The organism is Brevibacterium picturae (assembly GCF_030453725.1).
Classification (GTDB): Bacteria; Actinomycetota; Actinomycetes; order Actinomycetales; family Brevibacteriaceae; genus Brevibacterium; species Brevibacterium sandarakinum_A.
The window spans coordinates 1-3928 of the sequence record NZ_JAKDJU010000232.1; the positions used below are offsets into that span (position 1 = coordinate 1).

Consider the following 3928-nt stretch of genomic DNA (forward strand, 5'->3'; position numbering starts at 1 on the left):
GACGAGTGTATGCGCTTTCGTCGGAAAAGGCCGCCTCGCTTTGGGGCCTTGGCGAAGAGTGTGAGGTATCTCGCCCGATGCACCGGCTCATGTCTTGCCCGTGAGCAGGCGGGAAGCTCACGCCAGCCGTTCGAGAATCTCGACTGCCCGATCAGCCCCATTCTCGGCTGAGATCGCCCGCGCCAGGCGCGCAGAATTGCTGCGGTAGGACTCCGTTTCCACAAGATCCGTGATCCGTTCGGCCAGTGCCCGCGCCGTGATCTGGGCCCGGGGCAGCGATCTCGGTCCGGCACCGAGTTCGTGGACTCGGTTGGCCCAGAAGAACTGATCGCCGAGGAACGGGCAGATCAGACTGGGGCGGCCGGATGCCAGTCCGATTCCTGTTGTGCCTGCCCCGCCGTGGTGGACGACTGCGGACACGCGGGGAAACAGCCAGTCATGAGGCGCTCCGTCGATGACGAGAACATCGTCGGTGCTCTCGGCGGCGATGCTTCCCCAACCTGTGGCGATGATTGCCCGGGCGCCGGTCGATTTGAGCGCCGAGGTGATTGCCGCCCCACGTTGGTCAGATCCCTTGCCGAAGCCCATGGATCCGAACCCGATGTACACGGGAGCTTCTCCGGCGGCCAGGAAGTCTCTGAGCTCCTGTGGCGGCTCCCATGTGGTCCCGCGTCCGGTGAACCAATACCCGGTGACATGAGCCGTCGACGGATAGTCGGGTGGTACGGGAACGACATGCCGCGAATACGGGTAGAGGACGTCCACGGGTCTGCCGTCGGGTTTGACCAGAGGATTCGCCCACCGTGACAGTGCCGGGAGACCGAGCTTGTGCCGAAAGTCGTTGACCATGCCGCCGTACATGAGCGACTCGGCACGATTCAGGGCATAGCTCCACCGGTTCAGCCGCGGCCCCAGGTCCCGTGGAACGAACGGAATCGGATAGGACGAGGTCGGTGTGTAGAACGGAAGAGGAAGTGACAGCACCGCCGGAACTCCGAGGCGCTCGGCCAGGTGCGGTGCGCCGAGGCATTTCGGATGGTAGACGATGATGTCGGGGTTGGTCCCGCGCACGGCTCGGAGCTGATCGTCGAAACTCACCCGGATGCTCGCGGTCATCGCCTTCGCCGCCCTCTGCAGGTCTGCAGCACTGGCCATCGTCGGCAGTGCGTCCTGCATGACTTCGAGCATGAGCGAATTGCTGGGGACGAAATCAAGACCCAGTGAGCGCACGTCGTCTTCGAAGCCTGCTGCGGTGGCGACGGTGACTTCATGTCCAGCGGACTTCAGCGCCGATGCCAAGGCGATGTACGGTTCGACGTCACCTTTGGTGCCGAACGTCAGTATCAGCGCCCTCATACTCACAGCGTAGGTCGTCGAACGGCGCAGGTAAACGCCTCAGATTTCGAGCGTGAGCAGGTGGTAGCTCATGGTCTTGCCGTGACCATCCAGATTGGGCGAACCCGTGACCCCGCCGCCGAGCAGCCCGGAGAGTACGAAGCTGAAGGATTTCAGAGTCGGCAGGTCACTGCGGCGGACAGCCTGCAGGTCGAGCCCGAAGTGGTCCGCGATGCGATCAATGCTGAGTTCCTGGTCGAGGAGGTCGTAAGCGGCCTGGTCGTGGGCGATGACACCGAGGATGAGGGTATCGCCCTTGTCTCCGGTGCGCACCGATGCGAGTTCGTCGATGGTGGTCATTCGGATGCTCCCCTCCGCCGCGCCGATGGGTACTCGGCTGAGCTGTCGTCCGGGTGGTGGACGCTGGCGAACTCGACGCCCACCGACTCCTCGATGATCGACCGGTCGACGCTGCACGACTTGACCGAGACGACGCTGTGTACTGACTTCCGAGCACCGCCGCCACCGGCCGGCCCATTCGTGTACAGCGCCTCGACCTCATCGCCGATGATCGCAGCATCCTGGCGGGTCGCTGCGCTGGCGACGATCCGCAGACGCACCTCGGCGGGATTGTCGACCTTGACGAGACCGCGGAAGGCCGCGGCCATTCCGATGTATTCGACGAACACCGAGTCTGGTTCGAGGCCGTAGAGGACTTCAAGGCGTTCGAGGACGATCGATGCCGCCAGCTCGGCACGCTCCTTCGAGCGCAGACCGCTGTAGGTGATCTGTCCTTCGCCCTGCCATCCCGAATCATATCCGAGCGTGACCTTGAGATCAGAGGGTCTTGCTGCACCGGTCCCGCCGGTCACACGCACACGGTCGGCTTCCATCTGTTCGAAACTCACGCGGGAGAAGTCAGCGGTGACATCGGGCGTGATGTAGGCGCTGGGTGTGGCGACCTCATAGAGGAGCTGCTCGGTGCAGGTGCGAACGGAGACTTCGCCTCCGGAGCCGTTGAGTTTGCTCACGACTGCCTGCGCATCGGCGTCGACATCGGCGAAGGGGAACCCGAGCTCGGCCAGGCCTGCGACGGGTTTCGTCACCGGGTCGGCGAAGTATCCGCCCGTCACCTGTCCGGCGCATTCGAGCAGGTGGCCGGTGACCGTGGCACGGCCGATGAGATCGGCATCGCTGTGATCCCAGTCGAAGTGGTGCGCCATAGCGCCGACGTAGAGCGAGGGGTCCGCGACTCGACCGGTGATGACTATGTGTGCACCGGAGTCCAGCGCGCGTCGGATGGGCTGAGCGCCCAGATACGCATTGGCCGAAATCAGCTCACCGTCGGCGGCGGATGCCGACTGTCCTGTTTCCCAGGTGAGCGGATCCTGACTCTCGACGATGCCGAGGACGTCATCACCGGTGACGTACGCTACGGGCATGTCGACGTCAAGGGGACGGATCGCCTCGGCGACGGCATGTGCGGCGGCCTTGGGATTGGCGGCACCGCCATTGGTCACGATGCGGGTGCCGTTGGCGGCACAGTGGGCGGCGACGGAGACGATCCGGTCGATGAGGGTCGGGTCGAAGCCCGTATCCGCGGTGTCTCTCTCGCGCCGTTGAGCCGCGGCCACGGTCCTCTCTCCCAGGAGCTCGAAGACGAGGAAATCGAGCTGACCGTGCTCGGCCAGGGCGATCGCGGGATCGAAACGATCACCGGCGAATCCGGCACCGGCACCCAGCCGCACATGGTCCGCGGGTTTGGGTGGGGATGAGAGCCCGGACAGGCTCGACAGGTTCAGGCTACCCACAGGGGAATCACTCCGATCACGATTGCTGCGCCGAGCACGATGATACTGACCAACCAGGCCCAGCCGAACAGACCGAGGATGTGCTTTCCGATCGGCACATTTGCCAACCCGACGAGCAGATAGAACGACCCGGTCAGAGGGCTGATTGGAAATCCGAGGGTCTCTTGTCCGATGATCGAGGCCTGAGCGAGCACCACAGGATCGATGCCGTAGTTCGCACCGACGGCGGACAGGACGGGGAGGACGCCGAAGTAGTAGGCGTCGGGGCCGAAGAAGAGGCTCATGGGCACGCCGAGGATCGCGACGACGATGGGTAGGATCGGCATGATCCCCGCCGGCAGGACCCGGACCGCGGAATCGGCCATCGACTCGATCATCCCGCTCTCGTCGAGGACACCGAGGAGGACGCCGGCGGCCAGGAGCGTGCTGGCCATGAGCATGGCCGACTTCGCACTGATGTCGAACTGTCGCGACTGATTCTCCAGGCCGCGGAAGTTGATGATGAGTGCGATGATCGTCGCGACGAGGAAGGCGATGGCCGGGGAGACGATGCCCCACATCAGCACGGCTAGCGTTGCGAGCAGGATCAGCCCGTTGACCCACAGTGGTACATTGCGGAAATCCTTCTCGACGACTCTGCCGTCGGCGTCGTCACCGGCGGCAGAGCCGTCACCGGTGGCGTCGTCGTCACCGACGGTCCCGACGTCGCTGGCGCCGGTGACGGCGGTGCCCTGGTGTTTGGAGTCCACCATCGCCGAGGCGGTCCGTGGACTCCCGTCGTC

The 3928-nt window shown here is 64.5% G+C and carries 3 protein-coding genes and 1 pseudogene; all 4 read right to left on the reverse strand.

Features of this window, described 5'->3' with window-relative positions; all coding sequences use genetic code 11:
- Positions 1-117: 117 nt before the first annotated feature.
- Positions 118-1356: a glycosyltransferase gene (locus tag L0G76_RS14700; RefSeq protein ID WP_304357901.1), complete on the reverse strand. Its 1239-nt coding sequence runs from the start codon at positions 1354-1356 to the stop codon at positions 118-120.
- Positions 1357-1395: 39 nt separating this feature from the next.
- The gene (locus L0G76_RS14705; RefSeq protein WP_304357902.1) at positions 1396-1695 is read right to left on the reverse strand and encodes an AtuA-related protein; all 300 of its coding nucleotides are present in this window, start codon (positions 1693-1695) and stop codon (positions 1396-1398) included.
- Positions 1692-3146 (reverse strand): acyclic terpene utilization AtuA family protein, encoded by a 1455-nt coding sequence (locus L0G76_RS14710; protein ID WP_304357903.1) that lies wholly within the window; start codon positions 3144-3146, stop codon positions 1692-1694. The genes L0G76_RS14705 and L0G76_RS14710 overlap by 4 nt, the downstream gene beginning before the upstream one ends.
- A pseudogene (locus L0G76_RS14715) lies at positions 3134-3928 on the reverse strand (SLC13 family permease); the annotation flags it as partial. The pseudogene L0G76_RS14715 and the gene L0G76_RS14710, both read right to left, overlap by 13 nt.

What these genes read in the sequence shown, in the direction of transcription:
- L0G76_RS14700 (WP_304357901.1), bottom strand. Translation starts at nt 1,356, where the DNA reads ATGAGGGCGCTGATACTGACGTTCGGCACCAAAGGTGACGTCGAACCG.
- L0G76_RS14705 (WP_304357902.1), bottom strand. Translation starts at nt 1,695, where the DNA reads ATGACCACCATCGACGAACTCGCATCGGTGCGCACCGGAGACAAGGGC.